11 protein-coding genes are annotated in these 21,588 nt (G+C 58.2%); all 11 read left to right on the top strand.

Going from position 1 to position 21,588, the window contains the following annotated elements:
- The first annotated feature begins 600 nt into the window (after nt 1–600).
- The 11 genes from ONB25_04500 to ONB25_04450 all read left to right on the top strand — a co-directional run bounded on the left by ONB25_04500 (nt 601) and on the right by ONB25_04450 (nt 21,581).
- Complete coding sequence (locus ONB25_04500; GenBank protein ID MDZ7392150.1) at nt 601–3,237, top strand: hypothetical protein; 2,637 nt, start codon at nt 601–603, stop codon at nt 3,235–3,237.
- A gap of 801 nt (nt 3,238–4,038) precedes the next feature.
- Nucleotides 4,039–5,043, top strand: coding sequence for a LacI family transcriptional regulator (locus ONB25_04495; GenBank protein MDZ7392149.1), 1,005 nt, complete (start codon nt 4,039–4,041; stop codon nt 5,041–5,043).
- 159 nt (nt 5,044–5,202) lie between these two features.
- The gene (locus ONB25_04490; GenBank protein MDZ7392148.1) at nt 5,203–6,630 is read left to right on the top strand and encodes a T9SS type A sorting domain-containing protein; all 1,428 of its coding nucleotides are present in this window, start codon (nt 5,203–5,205) and stop codon (nt 6,628–6,630) included.
- A 176-nt stretch (nt 6,631–6,806) separates the two neighbouring features.
- Complete coding sequence (locus ONB25_04485) at nt 6,807–9,521, top strand: TonB-dependent receptor (protein ID MDZ7392147.1); 2,715 nt, start codon at nt 6,807–6,809, stop codon at nt 9,519–9,521.
- 51 nt (nt 9,522–9,572) lie between these two features.
- The gene (locus tag ONB25_04480) at nt 9,573–12,719 is read left to right on the top strand and encodes a hypothetical protein (protein MDZ7392146.1); all 3,147 of its coding nucleotides are present in this window, start codon (nt 9,573–9,575) and stop codon (nt 12,717–12,719) included.
- Nucleotides 12,720–12,744: 25 nt separating this feature from the next.
- Nucleotides 12,745–13,767, top strand: coding sequence for a PorV/PorQ family protein (locus tag ONB25_04475; GenBank protein MDZ7392145.1), 1,023 nt, complete (start codon nt 12,745–12,747; stop codon nt 13,765–13,767).
- 106 nt (nt 13,768–13,873) lie between these two features.
- Nucleotides 13,874–17,035 (top strand): T9SS type A sorting domain-containing protein, encoded by a 3,162-nt coding sequence (locus ONB25_04470; GenBank protein MDZ7392144.1) that lies wholly within the window; start codon nt 13,874–13,876, stop codon nt 17,033–17,035.
- A gap of 22 nt (nt 17,036–17,057) precedes the next feature.
- Nucleotides 17,058–18,476 carry a peptidyl-prolyl cis-trans isomerase gene (locus tag ONB25_04465; protein ID MDZ7392143.1) on the top strand — a complete coding sequence of 473 codons (1,419 nt, stop codon included), beginning with the start codon at nt 17,058–17,060 and terminating at the stop codon, nt 18,474–18,476.
- Between the two features lie 10 nt (nt 18,477–18,486).
- Nucleotides 18,487–19,797, top strand: coding sequence for an extracellular solute-binding protein (locus ONB25_04460; GenBank protein ID MDZ7392142.1), 1,311 nt, complete (start codon nt 18,487–18,489; stop codon nt 19,795–19,797).
- A 6-nt stretch (nt 19,798–19,803) separates the two neighbouring features.
- Nucleotides 19,804–20,739, top strand: a complete 936-nt coding sequence (locus ONB25_04455) for a sugar ABC transporter permease (GenBank protein MDZ7392141.1) — start codon at nt 19,804–19,806, stop codon at nt 20,737–20,739.
- Nucleotides 20,739–21,581 (top strand): carbohydrate ABC transporter permease, encoded by an 843-nt coding sequence (locus ONB25_04450; protein MDZ7392140.1) that lies wholly within the window; start codon nt 20,739–20,741, stop codon nt 21,579–21,581. Before ONB25_04455 ends, ONB25_04450 begins: the two co-directional genes overlap by 1 nt.
- The last annotated feature ends 7 nt before the right edge of the window (nt 21,582–21,588 follow it).

The raw sequence follows: 21,588 nt of genomic DNA, 5'->3' as shown, positions 1-21,588 counted from the left end.
TTGTGTTCGGTCGGAACCGGCACGCATGCGCGGCGCGCGATGGACAATCAATCTCAAGAGAGCGGAAGGCAACCAAAGCGCGAAAAGGAACCGAGATCGAGGTTACCTTCCCAATCCCCAGGCGATTGGGCAGTCACGGACTGCTAAGGTCCATAGAGGTTCTGAAGGACGGTCTTTTTCACCTGGGTCTGTTTTGCCACCAGTCGTGGGTCTACATGTCATTGGCCGCGCGCAGCCGGTTTCGCAATTTCCCTCTTGATTTTCCCGCGAAAGATGTTAGCTTTACGTGATGCACGGAGCCAGGCACCAGAGAGCTGGCTCGGTCGCAGTCAGCTCTCTCTGGAGACTACACGAGCATGGAGAGGAGAAACTATCTGTCCGGGAGGAGGGCGCCTTACCCCGGCCAAACCGGCAATGGCAGCCACTTCGAGACCTGGAACGAGTCCGGACGAATCCTCTGTGGGCATCGAGGGACGATTGTTTGTTACCCGTCCGCGGCTCAAAGGAGAACTCGTGGCCAAGTGACTACCCTTTTCCTCTCGCCGCTCTGCAACCACTCTTGGCTCATTGCCCGGCACTCCTTACTAGGAGGAAAGGAGCATGGAAAACGCGCGATGCTTGATTTCCGGTTGTCTGGCTCTCGGCCTTTTCACTGTCTGTTGCGGAGGTGGGGACAGAGAAAGGGCGAACGAGCTTACCGTCACGTCTTCCGTGCCTTACCTTCAGGTAGAAGTGGGAGGGCCATTTGTGGGAATCGAGGCTCACCACTGCGCGCCTTTGCTCAGCAGAGTAAGCTTTTTCTATCCTGTAGCCAACAGCCTGGACAATAGCCAGGACTACTGGAGCCGGGATTCCTCGCATGTGTTCGCCCTGGCTGTGGGGATCGACGATCAGCCTCCGCATCTCCTTGAGGCCCCTGCGAGGACATGCTCTCTAGCTCCTTTCTCGGCCACCTACCTCTACGATAGCCTAGCCTACCGCGCAACCATCAGCTATGAGTTCTGTCTGAGCGCCCCTGCCATGCTGGTCACCGTGACCCTCCGGAACAATCGCCACTCAGCGCAAAAGTTTCGGCTCCGTTCCCACCTTGACGGGACGCTACGGACAAGCCACAGCTACGCTGCCAAGGACGAGGCGTGGAGCGAGTGGCAACCCGAAAAGGGCACCGTGGTGGTGCACTACACCGACCCGGACACTGGGCCTGCAGAACTCTTTGTGGTCAACGTGGGCCATCCCCCCACGGCGTGCGCGACAGATGCGCAAGCGCTTGCTGCTCGCTCTGGCGGCCGAGCTGAGTCGTGGCTTACCTTGGGCGAACCCCTGTCGACGACCGTGCTTTCCAACCATCGCCCCGGGGCACCAGTGATCGCCTTCGAGTATGAAAAAAGACTGCGCCCGGGCGAGACTGTGACCGTCAAGCAGATAATTGGCCAGTGCGGCTGTGCAGAAAGCGCGAAATTGACCCGCAGGTTGCGCAAGACATATTGTGAAGAGGTCAGAGCGTTTCGTCGCTTGGTGCTCCATACAGCCTTGAAGGGGTCGTGCCTCCGTATCCAGGACTCTGCCGCAGCGCAGAGCGCGACCTGGGCAAAGGCCATAATGGCGGTGAATGCGCACTTCCTGGCCGGAAAGATTCTACCTATGCCGTGCCCGGCTCAGTACAATTTCTTCTTCACACACGACGCGCTCCTCACCGACTTGGCGGCCTGCATGTTCGATGTGGACCGTGTGCGCCGGGACTTGCGCTTTCTATTCTCCCTGGCGGACAGCCTGCACACGCTCCCCCATGCCTACTACTGGAAGGATGACGGCTACGTCACAGAATATGCGGGGGCGGACAATTGGAATCACTTGTGGTTGGTAATGGTGCTCGGGCGCTTCCTGCGCCATTCAGGCGACAACGCCATGGTTGCCGAACTCTTGCCCATGGTGGACCGAAGCGTGCGGCTCGTGCTCACCCATCTACACGAGGACGACTTGATATGGGCGTACCGTCCTGATTGGTGGGATATTGGCAATAGCTATGGCCCGCGCACTTACATGACGGCCCTGACCATCGCCGCTTTGCGCGAGTACGTGCAGCTGCTGCTCACCTCTGGGAGGATGGATTCGCTCGCCTACTTTGAGGAGCTGGCCACCCGAATGCAGCGGGCCCTAAGTGATCGGCTTTGGGACCCCACTCGCGGATTCCTCATGAACTACCTTGCGGACGGAGAGCTCGATCCGCACTACTATATCGGCTCTTTGCTGCCCGTTGCGCTGGGGCTTCTAGTGGAAGAAAAAGCAAGAGCGCTCGTGGAGACAGCGCGGCGCAAGCTTGTAGATTCAACCCTGGGGGTGCGCAATGCCTCCCCAGCGGACTTTGACCAGCTCATCGCGAAATTCCGCTTCCACGGCGACGAGGCAGGGCCACCCTACCGCTATCTGAACGGCGGCATCTGGGCACACGGCAACGCCTGGTATGCGCTGGCGCTAGATCACATTGGTGCGCGTCAAGAAGCCTATGACTTCATATCCAGGACCATGAGCCTGCATGGCATCGCGCACAGCCCCCACGGTCAGCCGGCGATGTACGAATACCGCTGCGCCAATGCTCGTGATTCCCTGCGCTACGGCCGGGTTGATAAGCCACAGTTTCTATGGGCAGCAGGCTGGTACCTGTATTCGATCTTCGCGGTCTACGGTCTTAAGGAAGACGAGTGGAACTTGTACCTTGCTCCTTTCCTTCCGCAGGGGCAAAGGGAGTTTATGGCAGACTGGATGGTGCGGGGCAAGAAGGTAAGGGTGACGATACGGGGAGAAGGGCCGTTCGTGAGGCGGCTACTTCTTGACGGACGCCCATACCCTTCGGCTGTGGTCCCGCTCGACCACGGCCCGGAAAAGCGGATCGACATTGAACTAGGGACGGCGCAGGTCCCTTACATCGCCGGGGCAACGTCTACTCTGCGTTCGGCGAGCATTGACGAAAGGGCGCGATGCTTATCTGCAGTGCTCGCAGCCTTCCCTGGACACATGGCCACACTGCGCATCCTGTCCCCATGGATGCCCGCGAGCGTCTCCACCAGCGATGGTCGGAGCATTGCCTGGGAGACAGAAGAGCAAGATGGGATGTATCTGATTGCGGTGCATGTGGTCCACCGCCAGTGCGTGGAGCAGCTCAACATTCAGTTCTCCCCGAGGAGCCCCGCGCCCTTGGGGTCACCGGCGGCAGACCAAGGCTCTTGCATGGCTCCATGATCGCGCTACAGAACCGACTGCTCCGTAGCCCAGCCAAACCCCTTGGCCATTGCGAGACGTGTTTCCCAAGCCTCGTGCTGGCTAGGCGAGACCCGCGGCTTCCGGAGTTCCGGCCTACTAGGAGACTACGCAGCCCGACTCCCTCAACCACCCTGCCCGCCGGGCGATAGTTCACCCGCCTGCGAGGAAAGCACAAATGTTCCTCCTGCGCGAGGAACTCAACCTTTCCACGTGAACCAGCATCTGTCAAGACCTGCGACGGTCCCCGCAATACCAGTCACTGCATGGCGGGGTGGCCAGGCGGACGACGCCTTCTTGACCTCTCCTGCGGATGAGCAGGTCGTGTCGTCTCGGCCGGCCCCTGCCCCGGGCAACGATTGCCACTGCGCTGTAGGAAACCCTCAGTTCGCCTTTGTCTCCTAGGCACAGTTGCCGAAGGATGACCCCGTCTCCCGGCGCCTGCCGGAGGTCTCCCTTAGACCACCGACTGCTCCCTTGCTGCTGTGCCCAAGGCATTGGCGAGTATGCATAGAGAAAAAGGGAGGGTGAGGCATCTCGTTCTGCCCCAATCATTCCATGGGAGTAGCCTTTGTAGCCGCAGCGCACGGGACGATCACGCGCGGCGCCTGGACCAATGTGCGGCACACGACAAAAAGAGGTGCTCGCGAAAAAAACACTTGACAAATTGGCTCGGCGTGGCTATATTAGCGTCGAAACGTTTCACCAAGCTTTCCGGTGTTTTTTGTGCTTGAGCGCGGCAGTGCTCAAGAGGGCAGGAGGCTTAGGAGTAGAATCGTTTCGATGAAGCCAACGATCAAGGATGTGGCTCGGCACGCGGGGGTGGCAGTGTCCACTGTTTCCTTGGTGATCAACCGGAAAGGGAAAGTAAGCCCGGCCACTCGTGCGCGGGTGCTGCAGGCGGTGGCAGAGCTCAACTACCACCCGCACCGCTCCGCCCGCGGCTTAGTGACCCGTCGCAGTGGCAACCTCGGTTTCATTCTCACCAAGAACCGTTTTTCTCGCGCAGAACCCTTCTACACGAGAGTCTTCCTCGGCACCGAATTCGAGGCGAGGGGGCAGGACTACTACATTTTGCTCACCACTGTTGAAGAGAATTTCCGCGGCGAGGAAGTGCCGCGTTTCCTCTTGGAGCGTGACGTGGACGGTGTAATCTTCGCCGGCAAAGTGCCGCTCCGCCTGATCGAATACGTGCGCGATGAGGGACTCCCTATTGTCCTGGTGGACTACTTTCCCCCGCGCGGCCAGTATTCTGCAGTGCTCATTGATAACGTTGGGGGCGCGCAATTGGCGGTGAGCCACCTCATTCACCGCGGCCATCGGCGTATTGCATTCATCGGCGGTGACCTGGAGCACCCCAGTATTCACGATCGCCTTGAGGGCTACCGCCAAGCCCTCGAGCAGGCCGGCATCCAGCCTGACGACGCGCTGGTGGTCACTGACCAGCCTTACACCGCAGTCTCCGACGGCTACGAAGCGGCCCGGGAGCTACTTCTCAGAGGACAGCCTTTCACCGCACTATTTGCGGCCAACGACGCCATGGCTATTGGTGCACTTCGCCATTTTCAGGAGAAAGGCATCAGCGTCCCAGACCAGGTGGCAATAGTAGGATTTGACGACGTGGAATCGGCAACCACTGTACAGCCCGCCTTGACAACGGTGAGGGTCCCAAAAGAAGAACTGGGTGCGATTGCCATCAGGCGCATGGTGGAACTCATCAACCACAATGACCGCGCCGTTAGTCGCACAATCGTACCCACTACCCTGGTGTTACGAGAATCCGCATGAACGTCCCCGTACGCTGCCGAAAGGAGGTGATGTCCGGATCGACTCCTGCAACCCACTATCGTCCAGAGAGGAGGTGATCGCTGACCGAAGAGAGCGCTCTTTCTCAGCTAGTCCCGTGAAAGACAGCGTCTGTGCTGCTGTACCAAATCAGGAGGAGAAATGATGAGCGTAAGAGTACGCAGCATTGCTTTGCTCTCCTGCTTGTTTGTGGCCCTTCCTCTGCTCGCGCAGACCAACCTGTTGCCGAATGGTGATATGGAGGACATGCGGCCGAATTTCTGGGCGCCGTTTGGCGATGGGCAGGCGGGGGTGCAGTGTGAGTGGTCCTGGGAGGGTTACAACAGCCAGCACTCTTTCAAGGTGAGCAAGACGGCCACCACTGCTCAACCGGCAGGATGGGTGAGCGAGAACAATGCCAAGCTGTACTGGAACAACGCCAAGGCCGACCGTCTGTACAGCCTCAGCTTCTGGGCCAAGACGGTGGGGGTCAACACCAACCCCGCCACCGACGATGGCAAGATTGGCGTGCTGTTCTCCTTCTACGCCGGCGGCACCTTGTTGGGCGAGCAGTTTGTCGCCGTCGATCAGAGTGTAGCCAACAAGGACTGGACCGAGTACACCGATGGCTTGCTCATTCCGGCAGGTACCGACCCGGATGGAATGTACATGAAGTTGGTGATGGGCAAGGATGCCACCGGTACGGTGTACTTTGACAACATTGGCTGTGGGTCTGACCCGTGGTCGATGTGGCCGTTCAACGGGGATGCGGAGACGCCTGAGGGGTGGATGGAGTGGCATGCCGGTGATGAGGGCTTTGCCAACCTGGATAACACCCAGAAGCACAGTGGTGACTGGTCGGCGCTGTTGCGCGAGACCGACGACAACGGCGATGAGATGGTCTTCTACTCGGAGCCGATTCCGGTGGAGCCCAACACCTGGTACAAGATCAGTGTCTGGGTCAAGCGTGACCAGGGGCTGACCAATCCGGAGTGGTTGCCCTCCAACGTCACCAAGTATCGTCACGATGATCGCATGAGCGTCTGTTTCTTCTACCATCGCGATCCCATCTACACCGATTGGAATCTGACCGGTGGCGATCAGTTCTTCTACTTCGACGAGCGCGACTCCTCCTCGGACTGGACCTACTACACCATCATCTCCAAGTCCGAACCCGATGCCGCCGGCATCTCCGTCCGCGCCCGCTTCAACCCCTTCACCAAAGGCTTCTGCTGGTACGACGACTTTAGCGTCCAGAAGATCACCTTGGTGCCAACCGCCGTGGAGAGGTTCCAACCCCTGGCAGGTCATCAACTGCCGAAACAGCACGAGCTGTTGCAGAACTACCCCAACCCCTTCAACCCATCCACGACAATTGAATACACTGTGCCGAAGGATGGGCAGGTGACGTTGGAGGTCTACAACGTGCTCGGTCAGAAGATTGCCACGCTCGTGGACGGGTTCCGCCTCGCTGGGCGCTACTCGGTGGTGTGGGACGGTACCGACAGCTTTGGCAAGCAGGTGCCAAGCGGCGTGTACGTGTACAAGCTGAACGGCACCCTGACCCGCAAGATGATGCTGGTCAGGTAGAATCTCCTGAGGGGCTGCCCGCACAAATGCAGGCAGCCCCTCATTCTTCCCCTGGCGGCTCACGAAGGGCATGACCTGCCTCAGGAGTACTTGGGTTGGGCACGCGGCCCAGGAAAAAGGACAGCATAGTGGCGCCACGAAAGTGGCGTAGCTCCTGGTCAACTCGGGAGAGGGCGATGAACCGTAGCTGTGCTTCTGCAGTCTTGTTAGTGATTAGTAGCCTCGTTTTGACTTCTCTTGGTGGAGCTCTCAAGGCCGGCACCACAGGCAAGATCGCTGGCAGGGTCGTCGATGCTGACAGCAACGAGCCACTGCCTGGCGTGAACGTGATCATTGAGGGAACAACGATGGGGGCCGCCACCGATGTGAATGGCTACTACTTTGTTATCAACGTCTCTCCTGGTGTGTACACAGTGAAAGCAAGCATGATCGGCTACCAGGAGGTGAGGTACGAGAACGTCAGGGTGTCCATTGACATGACCACGACACTCAATTTTCGCCTCAAGCAGACTGTGCTTGACCTTGGCGAGGCAGTGACCGTGGTAGCAGAACGTCCCCTGGTGCGGAAAGACCTGACCTCCACGGAGGCTGTGGTCAACGCCCAGACCATCCAGCGCCTCCCTGTGGATCGCTTTCACGACGTGGTTAACCTTCAAGCCGGGGTGATCGAAGGGCACTTCCGTGGTGGTCGCACGGGTGAAGTGATGTACATGATCGACGGCATCCCGGTTAACGACATCTACTCGGGGCAGCCGGCATTTGAGGTGGAAAACAACGCTATTGCCGAGCTCCAAGTCATCAGCGGCACCTTCAACGCCGAGCATGGTCAGGCGATGTCCGGGGTGGTAAACATCGTCACCCGGGAAGGCGGAGAACGGTACAGTGGGAGTCTCTCTGCCTATGTTGGTGACTATGTATCCTGGGGGGAGCAGCAAAAAAGGATTTTCTGGAATATCGAAAAGCTCAATCCCTCCTACAATCTGCAGGGAACACTGAGCGGACCCCTTCCTCTCAGTAGGGGAGCCATCAACTTTTTCCTCTCCGGTCGCTACTATGACAGCGAAGGGTACATTTACGGCAAGGACGTCTGTAGACCCGGCGACCAGTCGGACTTTACTGCCGACGCCGAGTCAAAGTGGACGATAATGGCCCACGGTGAAACTTATCCGTTCTCAGAAGAGCTTGCCCAACGGTTGATTCGCGAAGCAACGGCAGTTCCCATGAATCCAGAGCGCCGGGCAACCGCGCAAGGGAAGTTAAGCGTACGTCTTTCCTCCGCTGATAAGCTAAGCATCGAGACCCTTGTCCAAGACTCGTATTTCAAGTACTATGATCACCGCTTCCGCTTGAACCCCACAGGCGACTACAAGCGTTACCAGCGCGGCTATAACACCAGCCTCGCTTGGAATCGAGTGTTAAGCCCAAGGGCCTTTTTCTCCCTGAAGGGGACCTACTTCTACACTGCGTACAAACAGTTCGTGTTGGAAGATCCTTTCGACCCAAACTACGTGAGCAGCAGAAGACTGCAGGACACTGGTGCGAACGCCTTTCTCACCGGCGGCATGCAGATGTGGAATTTTCACAGGAGCACGGGCACGATCGTCGGCAAGTTCGACCTCACCTACCAGGCCACTCAGACCCACCAGTTCAAGACGGGTGTAGAGGTGAAACGCCACCGTCTGTGGATGCATGAATTCGAGGTCGTTCCGGAACTCCCTGAGCGCATCCCTCCTCGCACTTCGTTCAACAACAATCAATACACCCATCGTCCGGTGGAGTTTGCGGCCTACCTGCAGGACAAGATGGAGTTCGACTACATGATCGTCAATGCGGGGATCCGATTTGACCACTTCGAACCCGACGGAGATGTGCCAACAGATTTTCGTGAGCCGACTCAATCACCGAGGGTACGGGCTGAAGGTTCATCGCAGCTTAGCCCCCGACTGGGCATCGCCTACCCGATCACTGAGCGGGGGGTCATTCATGTCTCCTATGGTCACTTCTTTCAAATCCCGAATCTGGACTACATGTACACCAATCCGGAATTCGACATCTTTCCGCTGCAGAGCACTCCCTCTCCCCCACCCCACAGTCTGCTGAACACGGTGGGGAACACCACCCTCAAACCCCAGAAGACGGTCATCTATGAAATCGGCCTGCAGCAACAACTCACCGAGGATCTGGCACTGGATGTGACGACTTACTACAAGGACATCCGCAACCTGCTGGGCACCGAAGTGTTGATGACACTACAAGGCATGCGCTACGGCCGCTACATCAACCGTGACTACGGGAATGTGAAGGGGCTCACGGTTGCTTTTGAAAAGCGGCACAGAGGAGGAGTTGGGGCCACGCTGGACTATACGTTTCAAATAGCGAAAGGGAACGCCTCTGACCCGAACACGGCCTTCCTTGACCAGCAGAGCGATCCTCCTCGGGAGACGACCAAACAGATGGTGCCGCTGAACTGGGATCGGCGCCACCAGATCAACGCGACGCTCACGCTTGGCACTGACGACGATTTTAGTGTCAATCTGATCGGGCGCCTCGGAACCGGTTTGCCTTACACGCCCTCCTTCCAAAACATCCAGACCGCAGTGGAGAATAGCGGTCGCAAACCTCTGCAGTACAATGTTGACATGTATGCCTACAAGACCGTCTCGCTGGGCAAGTTGGCGGTGCAGTTCTTTGTGCGCGTGTACAACCTTTTCGACCGTCTGAATGAGGTAGAGGTCTTTACCGACACGGGGAGGGCTGGGTATTCCCTTGCGCCCGTGTATGCGGGAGGTCTGCGGCCACGGGGCATCAATACGCTGGAGCAGTACTACATCCGCCCAGACTTCTACAGTGCGCCGCGGCAGGTGCAAGTCGGGTTCACCCTGGACTTTTGAAATTCGCGCCTTGCGCGAGGTAGGCATCAGCCACGATATGAGGATCGCGTCATGAAGCGTGTACTCTTGAGTTTCTTGGCCTTAGCGGTTTTCCTCCCACAGGGTTTGCAAGCGCAGCGCACGCCGGATCCAAATACGGGCGACGCGCGCTACCGCCGGCAGGGGATTATGGACGGCAATCTCGTGCGAACTATCTTCATCAATTGGGGGGAGATCGCTCACTGGCCTGACCAGCCTTCTGGGGAATGGCCCAAAGGGAGCGGGCACTCCTATGTCGATGGTGTGGCCCTCGTTGTCCAAGCGCGAGCCATCGACAACAAGGGACAGGTCATCTACCCAATGGAGACTCAGTATCGTGAGTTCGTGGATAAGGGGCCAAAGGATGAGCTGTGGGGCTGGGCGCCTTTACCCGGCTACTTCAATCCACGAGGCGATAAACCCGCGATGAGCAACGACCCAGCCACCTGGCCAGTTCATTGGCCGGACAAACCTGCAGACTGGGACGGTTTCTGGAACGGGTTCTTTGGCAAAGGCGTAATGAACGCCGACCTGGAAAGCTACTTTGTGTTTGATGACGACCCGGACGAAGAGTGGGATTTTTACCCCGACCCCGATGACACCTTGCGTCGTGGCCTCGGCCTAGAGGTGGCGGCACGCCTCTTCCAGTGGTCCCAAGTACTGGCGGAGGACGTGATCTTTGCCATCTACTTCATCACCAATGAGGGTAAGACAACCTACGACAGCACTTACTACTGTTTCTACATTGACTGGGGAGTCGGGGGGACAGATGACTCTTCGGACGATACTGGCAACTATAACCTCAGGTTGGATATTGCCTGGGCTTGGGATTGGGACGGATTTGGCACTCCTGGGCGGTGGTCACCGGTTGGGGTGGCGGGCTTCGCGTTTCTAGAAAGCCCAGGCATCAAGACTGATGGCAGAGACAATGACGATGACGGCCTCGTCGACGAGCGGCGCGACGACCCCAGTCCGGGCGTTTGGGTGAACACCTACCCTTATGGCTGTGTGGACGTGAGCGCGTTCCGCGAAGCCTTCAACCGCGAACCACGACCGCATTGGTCCTCGGACGAAGACATGGACTGGACCCCATATGAGGACCTGAATGGGAACGGGCAGTGGGACCCTGGTGAACCCCTGCACGATGACGTAGGCGAGGACGGCATCGGCCCGTTTGATCTGGGCTACACCGGACCCGACCGCGGCGAGGCGGACGGCATACCCACCCCCGGCGAACCGAACTACAGCTTGCTGGACAAGGACGAGTCCGACCAAATCGGCTTGACCGGGTTCCGCATCTTTCCGGTACACACCTACGAGCTGTGGAATGAAGAGCAGAACTGGAAAGTGTTTGTCTCGGCACCTCAGCCCAAGGATGCCTTGCAGGTGACCGCCAACCTGGGCATGTTCTTCTCTTCTGGCCCATTCCCATTGCGCCCAGGCCAAACCGAGAACTATTCCATGGCTCTGATCTTTGCCGAAGATGCAGAAGACTTGGCCCGTACAAAAAAGACCGTCCAGCAGATTTACAATGCCGACTATCGCTTTGCCAAGCCACCTGAGAAACCGACCCTGACGGCCATCCCCGGCGACGGCAAGGTGACTCTACTCTGGGACAGCAGGGCCGAGAGCTCTTGGGACCCCTTCCTGCAAGCGTATGATTTCGAGGGCTACCGCATCTACCGCAGCACCGAGCCGGAATTCTTGGAGAACAGGATAATCACAGATGCCTACGGCAGGCCGACCTTCCGTAAGCCAATCGCACAGTTTGATCTGCAGAACGGCATCAAGGGTTTGCACCCCATTGATGTGGAAGGGGTAAAGTTCAATCTCGGCAACGACACTGGCCTCCGCCACGTCTATATCGACACCGATGTCCAGAACGGCCAGACCTACTACTATGCGGTCGTATCTTATGACCGAGGTCTGGTGGACACCAGTGCCACCGGCGAGGTAGAGGGGATTGCGCCGGCAGAGTGCGCCAGCGTCATCAAGGTGGACATTGCTGGCAATGTGGAAACTGATGTGAACACCGCGGTGGTTGTGCCAAATCCGCCCTCCGCCGGCTACGTATCGGCGGCACTGCAAGACCAAGGGGTGAGCCACGAGGGCCCTGGCACCGGCAGCCTTCGCGTGCAGTTTGTCATCGAGGATTCGGTGTGGGACAATGCTCGCTACCAGGTGGTGTTCGACGATACCTCGCGCTTCCATAACAGCGGCATTCCCTTCTACTCGATCTATCGCATTGTTTCTGCTGACACCACGCTCCTATTCCACCGTCTTCCGGTGCTAGAAGAGACCGAATCCCCCTTGTTCGACGGGTTGGTGGTTACCCTTTTCAACCATCCTCAAGTGCAGGTGGACTATGCGCGGACCGGGTGGCTGGTTGGCAATTGCAATTACAAAACTTATGTGGACTTTGACCCGCTGTTCGTCAGCCAAAACCCGGCTTTGCACCATTCGACGGCCTATCCGGCAGACTATGAGATCCGCTTCTCGGACAAGGTGGAGGCCCGCTCGGCGCGCAAATTGGGATTCCCGGAAACGCCGGTGAAGTTCAGCGTATGGAACATCACCGAGGGCGTGCCTGCGCAGTTTTTCTTCCGGGACGTTGTGAAGGACTCGACCTTGACACCCGACAGCGGTGAGGGGATCACCATTTTCATCGATGACCCGCTTTCGTCGTGGAAGGTAACGGCCACCTGGCGACTCACGTTTGAGGTTGACAGTCTCAAATCGGTGTTCATCCCCCCGGCGCCCGGGGACGTTTTCAGGATCGCCACTACCAAGCCTTTCCGGAAAGGCGAGCGCTTCACCTTCGGGGTGAGCGCGCCCAGATACGACGTGAAGGTCGCCAAGTCAATGCTTGACCAGGTGATTGTCGTCCCCAATCCATACGTCGTGGCCAATAGCTGGGAGCCGCGCAGCCCTTATCGCTTCGGGCGCGGCGAAAGGCGCCTGCAGTTCCTCAACCTTCCCCCCAAGTGCACCATCCGCATCTACACGGTGCGGGGCGATCTGGTGGATACGATTTACCACGACTCGCCGGCCAGCTACGGCGCTGCGACGTGGGACCTGGTTTCCAAGGATGGCCAGGATATCGCCTACGGCATCTACCTCTACCACATCGAGGCGCCAGGCATCGGTTCCACCACCGGGCGGTTTGCGGTGATCAAGTAGCGGCCTCTACCGAGGGAGATTGACGATGAGAACAGTGCGCACCATCTGTCTTTGGAGCTTGTACGTCGCCATCGCCTGCGCGCAGGGCGGGCGCAGCGTGTCCAATGTGGGCACAACGGCGGCACCGTTCTTGGAGATCGGCGTCGGGGCCCGTGCCGTAGGCTTGGGGGGAGCTTTCGTGGGCACTGCCGATGACGCCAGCGCTCTGCACTGGAATCCGGCGGGAATTGCCCGCCTCCCGCAGGTGGAATTGCTTTTCGTCCATACCGACTGGCTCTGCGGGCTGGACTTTGACTTTGCGGGTGCGGTCCTCCCCCTGGGCCGCTGGGGAAGTATCGGCGCCAGTGTCACGGCGCTGAGTATGAGCGACATGCCCGTGCGCACGGTGGAGATGCCCCAGGGCACGGGCGAACAGTTCTCAGCCGGGGACCTAGCCCTCGCCCTCAGCTACGGCATCTCGTTAACCGACCGCTTTTCCATAGGGTTCACCGGCAAGTACATCTACCAGAGCATCTGGAAAGAGCACGCCTGGGGCGTGGCCTTGGATATGGGCACCCTCTTCACTACCGGTTTTCACGGCATGCGCATCGGCGCCGCTCTGCGCAACCTGGGCACCGATATGCGCATGCAGGGGGATGATCTGCTCATCTTTCACGACCCTGACCCAAAGAAGATGGGCAACAACGACCGCATCTTCGCCGAGCTAAAGACCGATCCCTGGCCTCTTCCTCTCACGTTTCAGGTGGGGGTCGCACTGGAGTTGCTACGCAACGCTATGCACCGTGTGACATTGGCGACTGACGCAGTGCACCCAATGGACAACACCGAGAGCCTTCACATGGGGTGCGAATACGCCTTCAGGGAAATGTTTTTCCTGCGTGGAGGGTACAACAACCTTTTCCTTCGCGACGGCGAAGAAGGCCTCACCCTCGGCACGGGCATAGCAGTTCGCCTGCTGGGCAACCGCAGCGTCCGCGTCGATTACGCGTACGCAGACTTTGGACGGCTGGAGAACGTACATCGCATCTCCATCGGCGGCTCATGGTAGCCACGCTGCAAGGGAGAAGAACAAGCGCATGCCCCACGACCCCGGACAGGACGGAGAGGCGGGAGGTGAGCGTTCAATGAGTAACGCGACCAGGCGGTTCAGAGGTATGCGTGGGCACAGGGCCTGCGCCACTGCGGCATGGCTCCTTGTGGGCATAGGACACGTGGCGAGCCAGCAGATCGACATTCCGCGCATCGAGCTGATGCCCAACAAACCCGCGCCGTACCAAATGCGCAACTGGAAGCAGGTGGCTTTGGGCTACGACTCGCTCGTCTTTGACCTCTCGCGCACTGGCCAGTACCTGCCACTTATCTGGACTTATTCTTCCACCGTCAACTACCCCGAGCATGGTAGTTTCGGTCTGCACAGCTACGTGGGCACTCGTGCCCCACGGTCGGCGGAAGCCATTAATGTCATCCCCGCGGTCATCGGTGCCACGTTGGTCGGCGTAGACAAGCGCAACCAATGGGGCCACAACTGGGTGTTGATGTGTGAGGAGTTCTTCAACCGCCGGCCTGAGGAAAACGTCTACCTCAATGGCCCGGTGGCAAGCAGTGGGCAAGACTGGTGGTACGACACTATGCCCAATGTCTTTTTCTATCAGCTTTCCTATCTTTATCCGCACACCGGGGACTTTGACCACCAGTTCCGCATGGTAGCTGACCGTTGGCTGGAAGCCGTAAAAGCCATGGGCGGCAGCACCACACCGTGGCGAAAACCGTTCATGGGTTACAGGGCATTCAACCTGTCTACCATGACGCCCCTGGCCAGTGGCGTCCCGGAACCGGAGGCGGCGGGGGCCATTGCCTGGCTGTTGTACAATGCCTACGTGGTCACCGGTGAGTCAAAATATCGCATCGGCGCCGAGTGGTGCCTGGAATTCCTGGAATCGAGAAGCACAAACCCGTCCTATGAACTCCAGCTGCCTTACGGCGTTTATGCCGCTGCGCGCATGAACGCAGAGCTCGGCACAAGCTACAACATCCAGAAGTTGCTGAACTGGTGTTTCGACCCCAGTCAAAACGTACGCGACTGGGGCGCTACGATTGGGAATTGGGGCGGGTACGATTGTGCGGGCCTCATCGGTGAAGCAAAGTACAGTGGGTATGCCTTCGTCATGAATGGCTTCCAGATGGCATGCGCCCTGGTCCCCATGGTCCGCTATGATGACCGCTTTGCACGGGCCATAGGCAAGTGGATGCTCAACTGTGCCAACGCCTCGCGGCTGTTCTACACAAACTACCTTCCGGACGACAGGCAAGACAGCGAGGAGTGGGCCCACCAGTATGACCCGCACTCCTACCTTGCGCACGAGGCACTGCGGCAGCACGCCCTCCACACCGGAGTGAGTCCCTACGCCACTGGGGACGCAATAGAAGGGGGTTGGGCGGCGACCAACCTGGCGCTCTATGGATCTTCGCACGTGGGCATCTTCGGCGGCATCATCGACACCACAGAGGTGCCCATGATCTTGAGGTTGGACGTGCTAAAGACGGACTTTTTCCACGCACCGGCCTACCCCACCTACTTGTACTTCAACCCTTACGACACCGATCAGCGCGTCACCGTTACGGTGGGGCCAACGCCGTGCGACCTCTACGAGGTCGTGTCCAACTCCTTTGTAGCATACAATGTGACCGGATCGTCCCTCGTGACGATCCCGGCCAATAGTGCCATCTTGCTGGTCCTCGCGCCGGCGGGGGGTGCCGTGAGCTTTGAACTGGACAAAACGCTCATTGATGGGGTGGTGGTAGACTACCGTTCCGGACAGCCGGTAGGCAACTATCCGCCACGCATCAAGAGCCTGGATGTGACAAAGTCCCTCCTCGTATTCGGCGAGGCAGTAGACGTCTACTGCACCGCGGTTGATCGAGACGGTGGTTCCCTGACATACGAGTGGAGTGCCACGGGCGGTACCTTACAAGGGAGCGGCAACAAAGTCTCCTGGGTCGCGCCGTCGGAAGCCGGCAAGCATACGATTTCTTGCCGTGTACTTGACACCGGTGGAGCCAGCGACTCGAGTTCAGTGCGGGTTGAAGTGGTGGCCTTCATCAACCACCCCCCGAGAATTCGCTCCCTGGAGGTAAGTCCGCGCAAAGTCGGCCTGGGCGAGGTGGCGACTGTGGTCTGTTCCGCCTGGGACGAGGACGGCGATAGCTTGAGCTTTGCTTGGTCTGCTTCTGGCGGCATGATCGACGCGATCGACTCATCCGCCACCTGGACAGCACCAGCGGCGGCTGGCCTCTATGTCCTGCGGTGCATCGTCTCCGATCCCCACGGTGGACAAGCTTCGGACAGTATCGGCGTTGTCGTGCAAGATCCCACCAACCCCGGCTGTGGCATCCCAGTGGCCTACTATCCCTTCCACGGCGATGCCCGCGACGAGAGCGGCTTTGGCCATCATGGATCAGTCCATGGTGCCCAGCTCACTGCCGACCGCTTCGGAAACGCAAACAGCGCATACGCCTTTGACGGCGACGACGACAATATCCGGGTACCCAACACCACGACGCTCAATTTCCAGGACGAGATCAGCATCAGCCTCTGGATGAACGTCGCCGCCTTTGGCGGACGCGAGCAGTACCCCATCTCGCACGGGAGCTGGGACAACCGCTGGAAGATCTCGCTCATCCCGGAAAAAAGAGTGCGCTGGACTATCAAGACCGACCGTGGCGTGAAGGACCTGGACAGCCGCACAGAGATCATACCAGGGCGCTTCTACAACGTGATTGCCATCTTTGACGGCACAAGGATGGCCCTTTACCTGGACGGGAACCTCGACAGCCGCGCAGACTGGTCCGGCCGCCTCATGACCACCACCATCGATCTTACCATCGGGCAGATGCTGCCACATGATTCGGGCTACAACTTTGCCGGTGTGCTGGACGACATTCGGATTTTCAGCTATGCGCTTTCCACCGAAGAAATCGCTAACCTCGTTGCCGAGGGCACAGCGGTGCACGATTCCCCTGGCCCTCTTGTGCCGTCGCAGTTTGCCCTTTTCCAGAGCTATCCGAACCCGTTCAGCGGCAAGACGACCATCGAGTACGGCCTCCCTAGCGCAACGGCTGATATGTGCTTGCGCATAGTCGACGTCCTGGGGAGAGAGGTGGTGGCCCTGGCACGGGGCCCTGCGGTAGCTGGATTTAAGGAAGTAGCTTGGGACGGAAACGATGCCCTGGGCCGACCCGCGCCTAGCGGGCTCTACTTTGTAGTATTGACGGCAAAGGAAGAACGCTTGACCCGCAAAGTGCTTTTGCTACGGTAGCTGAGGTAGGTGAGGAGAAGACGTGCTTCTCAAGAGGTCATTTCGGTGCACGTTGATTATTCTGGCGGCGTTGGCGCTCTGTGCCACCAGGTGTGGGCGCTCCAGGGAGGAATCTGTTGTCCTCGCACGCGCAGGGGATCGCGAGATTACTCGGGAACAGTTTGTTTCCCGCTGCGAGCTGGCAGTACGACCACAGGTCCGTGGCACACAGGAGGAACAGAAAAAAGCGCTGTTGGAGTTGCTCATTGATGAAAAGCTGCTGGCCCTGGAAGCAGAGGCAAATGGTCTGCACCGAGATGACCGTCTGCGCGAAGCAGTCTCGCTATGCGCCGATTTTGCTGCGGCGCGGGCCCTGTACACACGGGAAGTAGCGGCCAAGGTCCACCTGACCCCAGAAGAGGTCGCTGCAGCCGCGGAGAAGATGGCTCAAACACGGACCGTGCAGTTCTTCCTGACCAGGAACCAGGCGGAGGCAGAGTCCGTGCGCCAGCAGCTTTTGGCCTCGCGCTCATTCGCGCAAGCTCTCAGCGCCAGGGGAACGATCGCAGTTGATACCAGCCGCTTTCGGTTTACGGCGCGATGGGGAGACCTCGAACCAACCCTTGATGAGGCCATTTTCGAGCTCAATGTCGGCGAGATATCCCCTGTGGTCAAGACTACCCGCGGCTATGTGGTGTGCAGAGTGGACTCGATTACCTTCTCGCCGCCGCTCGCGGAAACAGGCGGGGTAGACCTCCGACACAAGGCCAGCAAGGTACTCCGCTCTCGCAAAGAAGCAGTCCGGGCCGAGGCTTACGTGAAGCAGGTCATGAGCGACAAGAATGTAGAAGTGGATGAACGAGCCTTCCAACTGCTGAGCGAGGCAGTGCTTCGCCATCTGGAATTGGCTGAGAGCACCCTTCCCCCTTTTGCCGAGCGTCAAGTGCTTCTCAGAGACGAAGTGCTCGTGCCAGCTTCGCAGGAACTCTCCCATGCAGCCGACATGGTCTTGCTCCGCTTTGCGGGTGGCCAGTGGTCCATTGCGGACGTTCTGAAACGATGGCGGGTGCTGCGACCACCAATCGCTACCTCTTCGCCGAACGCGTGCCGTTCCTCAATGGCACGGGTGCTGAGCACCATGGTTCGCGACCACTTTCTGGCTGAGGAGGCTCGGCGCAAGGGCATTTACAAGTCAGCCCAGGTAAAAGAGGAAACTGCTATGTGGCGCGACCACTTCCTGGCCGAATTGATGCTGCAGCGCCTGCGGGCCAACCCCGGAGCAGACTTCTCGCTACGGCGCCATCTTTATCAGCTGCGCAGACGCTTCCCCGTGGAGCAGAACCTCAAACCATTGCAGTCGATAACACTGACCCGCCTCCAATTAGTCGGGGTGCGACCAGGTCAATACGGCACACTGGCGGTGCCACCATGGCCGGCACTTCCTGAAGATGGGGAACAATAACTGGTCTAACATGAACCTGCCACACATCCAGCTCAAACCTCTTCTTGTCTTTGCGCTTGCCTCGGGCCAATTTGTCCTCGTGCCCGGCTGTGGTAGGAACCCCTCAAGTCCAAGGACTCATCTGGTCTACTGGTCGGCGAACAACCAATATGAAGTCGACCTGGCCAAAGCGCTCGTTGCCCAATGGAACACCCTTCACCCCCAGACCCCGGTAGTTCATCAACCTGTGCCAGAGAGTCAGTCCACCGAGGAGGCCATCTTGGCGGCAGTGGTGGGAAAGACTACCCCGGATGTCTTTTCCAACATGTGGCCAGGAGATGTGGAGGCCTACGCCCGTGCCGGACAGCTTGTGGCACTGGACACCTTCCCCGATTTTGCCGAGGCCATCGCCTCCCGGGTGGATTCTGCCCTGCTGGAGGAAGCCCGTTCTTCTGACGGTCACATCTACCAAATACCCTGGAAAACAAACCCGGTAATGGTCATCTACAACCGAACGATGCTCGCCGAAGCTGGGTACGACCACTTTCCGGCTACGTATTCAGAATACTTGCAGGCAGCAGCAAAGGTCGCACGCGACACAAACGGGGATGGTCGCATCGACCGCTGGATGGGGATCACTGATATCCGCGCCCTGTGGTGGCAGCGTTTCTTTGACTTTTACCCGCTGTACATCGCTGCCACTCAAGGCCGAACCCTTCTCCAAGATGGAGAGGTGGCCTTCGACAATGTTGAAGCCGTCGAAGTGTTCAGCTTCTTGCGCACGCTTTTTGACCGCGGGTATTTCCCAAAGGAGCGCATGGTGGGACGAACCGATGCTTTTTTGCAGGGGATTGTAGCATCGCGTTTCACCGGCCCGTGGGAGATTAGACATGCCGAGAAGTTCAAACCCGAAGGATTTCTTTACGATTTTGCCCCCATTCCACGGCCTGACGGGGTCACTGGACCAGTGTACACCTATGGGGACATGAAGAACATCGTCATCTTTCGTACCACGCACAATACACGTTTAGCATGGCAATTTGCCAAGTTTCTTGTTAGCCGTGAGGCGGACCTTCTACTGTTGGAGATGACTGACCAGCTGCCCCTGCGGGCAGGCCTTCTCCAGGACCCACTTTATGCTTCTTACTTCGAAACAAACCCGTTCATGAAGCGGTTTGCTCACCAGGCACGCTTTGTGCGTGGAACCGATACCAGCCCGGTGCTCAAAGAAATCTTTGACATCTTGTCCAACGAATTTGAGGCCTGCGTGGTGTACGGGGTGAAGACGCCAGCGAAGGCCATTCAAGACGCCGCAGAGCAGGCGCGGCTCATATTGGAGTAGCAGCCCATGCACCACACGTCAGGTACCGGCAGTACCCCACAGGGATGTGCTTCTAGACGCGGGAGCAGTCGGGGAAGAATCAGAAGCCGTTCCCGTGCCACCGGCTACCTCCTCCTGCTCCCCTACGTAATACACTTTCTGGCCTTCATGGCTTTCCCCTTGGTTTTTTCTTTCGTGCTCATCTTCCATCGCTGGGATATCCTCTCATCAATGAAGTGGGTGGGCCTGGGAAACGTACACCGTCTTTTCCATGATCGGCTGTTTTTCCGGGCACTGGTCAACACCGGTGTCTTCTTGCTCATTCATATCCCGCTGCAGCTTGTCATCGCGCTCGCTCTGGCAGTCTTCTTGAACCAGAAGCTCCGCCTCCGTGGCTTCTTCAGGGCAGTTTTTTTCCTCCCGGTGGTAGTGTCGGGCGTGGTGACCACGATGCTCTGGGACAGCCTCTATGCGCAGGACACTGGAATACTGAACAACCTGCTCTCCTCGCTCGGCCTGGGCAGATTGCCGTGGTTGACGAGCCCAATACTTGCCATGCCCTCCATCGCCATCATGGCCACGTGGAAGAATGTGGGGTTGTACATCGTACTGTTTTTGGTGGGCCTGCAGAGTGTGCCACACCATTTGTATGAGGCAGCCGACATCGAGGGGGCCTCGCAGTGGTGTAAGTTCCGCCACATCACCCTGCCGATGATTAATCCCACCGTGGTGATGGTCGTGATTCTCTCAACCATCGGTGGTTTTTCCTTGTTTATCGAGCCCTACATCATGACCGGTGGAGGGCCGATCCGCAGCACGCTTTCAGCAGTCTTGTACATCTACAACCAGGCCTTCCAATTCAACCACATGGGATATGCCGCAACCCTGGGCTTCTTTTTCGCGCTGATCGTGTTCATGGTCGTGCTGCTGCAAAAAAGACTGGTGGAGCAGGAGATAGGATAATGAACGCCAGCACAGCACGGCTTATCCAGTGCGCCAAAAAGGCTGCACTCTATGTCCTGCTTCTTTGCTGGACCATTGTGTGCCTTTACCCATTCGTATGGATGCTTTCTGCCACGTTGCGACCCGAGGCGGAGATCGGACGTCTGAACCCGGTCCCGAGTAAACTGACCCTGGAAAGCTACCGCCTCGTGTTCACCAAGATCCCAATTGCGCGGGCTTTTGCCAATAGCTTGTTTGTCTCTCTCTCCGCGACTGCTGGGGTACTTCTGTTTACTTCGATGACTGGCTATGCCCTGTCGCGCCTGCACTTCCGGGGCCGCGACGGGATCTTTGCGCTTGTGCTCTTCACCATGACTTTGCCGTTCCAGATCACGTTGATCCCCACTTACGTGCTTATGGTCAAGTTAGGATGGAACGACACCTATTACGCTTTAATTGTGCCATACATGATAAATGCCTTCGCAATTGTGGTATTTGCGCAGTATTTTAAGAGCGTGCCGCAGGATCTGCTGGACGCGGCGCGCATTGATGGCTGCTCGGATTTAAGCATCCTGTTTCGCGTCATGTGGCCGCTGTCGGTACCTGCGTTGATTACCGTGGCCATTCTCACGTTCATGAACATCTGGAACGAAGTCCTGTGGCCCATCATCGTGATTCGCAAGTGGGAATTGATGACCATGCCACAGTTGGTGGCTCTGTTTGCGGTGGGCGGCAAGGCCGAAGGTTTGTTGGGAGTCCGGTTGGCCGCTGCCGCGCTTCTGGCGCTGCCCATTGTCGTGGCCTATGCATTCTTCCAACGCTACTTTATTGCCAGCATGGCCACCACGGGGCTGAAAAGCTGAGAAGCGT

The sequence above is a fragment of the candidate division KSB1 bacterium genome (assembly GCA_034506335.1).
Classification (GTDB): domain Bacteria; phylum Zhuqueibacterota; class Zhuqueibacteria; order JANLFK01; family Oleimicrobiaceae; genus Oleimicrobium.
Note: the sequence above shows the minus strand (reverse complement) of the source record. Positions and strands in the feature narration are given on the sequence as shown.

What these genes read in the sequence shown, in the direction of transcription:
- ONB25_04500 (MDZ7392150.1), top strand. Translation starts at nt 601, where the DNA reads ATGGAAAACGCGCGATGCTTGATTTCCGGTTGTCTGGCTCTCGGCCTT.
- ONB25_04495 (MDZ7392149.1), top strand. Translation starts at nt 4,039, where the DNA reads ATGAAGCCAACGATCAAGGATGTGGCTCGGCACGCGGGGGTGGCAGTG.
- ONB25_04490 (MDZ7392148.1), top strand. Translation starts at nt 5,203, where the DNA reads ATGATGAGCGTAAGAGTACGCAGCATTGCTTTGCTCTCCTGCTTGTTT.
- ONB25_04485 (MDZ7392147.1), top strand. Translation starts at nt 6,807, where the DNA reads ATGAACCGTAGCTGTGCTTCTGCAGTCTTGTTAGTGATTAGTAGCCTC.
- ONB25_04480 (MDZ7392146.1), top strand. Translation starts at nt 9,573, where the DNA reads ATGAAGCGTGTACTCTTGAGTTTCTTGGCCTTAGCGGTTTTCCTCCCA.
- ONB25_04475 (MDZ7392145.1), top strand. Translation starts at nt 12,745, where the DNA reads ATGAGAACAGTGCGCACCATCTGTCTTTGGAGCTTGTACGTCGCCATC.
- ONB25_04470 (MDZ7392144.1), top strand. Translation starts at nt 13,874, where the DNA reads ATGCGTGGGCACAGGGCCTGCGCCACTGCGGCATGGCTCCTTGTGGGC.
- ONB25_04460 (MDZ7392142.1), top strand. Translation starts at nt 18,487, where the DNA reads ATGAACCTGCCACACATCCAGCTCAAACCTCTTCTTGTCTTTGCGCTT.
- ONB25_04455 (MDZ7392141.1), top strand. Translation starts at nt 19,804, where the DNA reads ATGCACCACACGTCAGGTACCGGCAGTACCCCACAGGGATGTGCTTCT.
- ONB25_04450 (MDZ7392140.1), top strand. Translation starts at nt 20,739, where the DNA reads ATGAACGCCAGCACAGCACGGCTTATCCAGTGCGCCAAAAAGGCTGCA.